Annotated in this window: 1 protein-coding gene; it reads left to right on the forward strand. The window is 71.3% G+C overall.

Annotated elements, in window-relative coordinates; translation table 11 throughout:
- A partial coding sequence (locus ACLJQE_RS44800) for a carboxypeptidase-like regulatory domain-containing protein (protein ID WP_410645942.1) occupies positions 1 to 322 on the forward strand: 322 nt, incomplete at its 5' end.
- Positions 323 to 534 lie beyond the last annotated feature (212 nt).

The raw sequence follows: 534 nt of genomic DNA on the forward strand, positions 1-534 counted from the left end.
GATGAACGTCTCGCCACCACCGAACTGGGGCAAGATCCAGGGCACCGTACGGGGTGAGCCGTGCACCGGGGACCCGGTGCCGGTCCCGGCCACGGTGCAGATCAACCTGGTCAACGATCCGGAGACCGGCTACACACTGAGCGCGGACGACCAGGGGCGGTACGCCCTCTGGCTGCCCCGGGGCCGGTACGACGTGATCGTCGCCCGGGACGGGTGGAAGCCGGAGAGCCAGCGGTTGCGGATCTCCGCCGGCCTGGTGTCGACGGTCGACTTCACCCTGGACCCGGTACATCCGTGCGGAACCCGGGTCGGCGGCCGGTAACCAGGTCCCGGTGACCGCCGTTCGACCCCTGACCCGGTGGCCGTCGGAGCAGCCAGCTCCGGCGGCCACCGGCACCGGGTTGGTCCCGGTGGGTACGGGTCAGGGCAGGCTCGGCAGTGCGCCGGTCTCCTCGTACTCGGTGACCTGGGAGATCCGCCGCGCGTGCCGCTCGTTGCCGGAGAACGGCGTGGTCAGGAACGCCTCCACGATGG

The organism is Amycolatopsis sp. lyj-346, assembly GCF_046548975.1.
In the GTDB taxonomy this organism is placed as follows: Bacteria; Actinomycetota; Actinomycetes; order Mycobacteriales; family Pseudonocardiaceae; genus Amycolatopsis.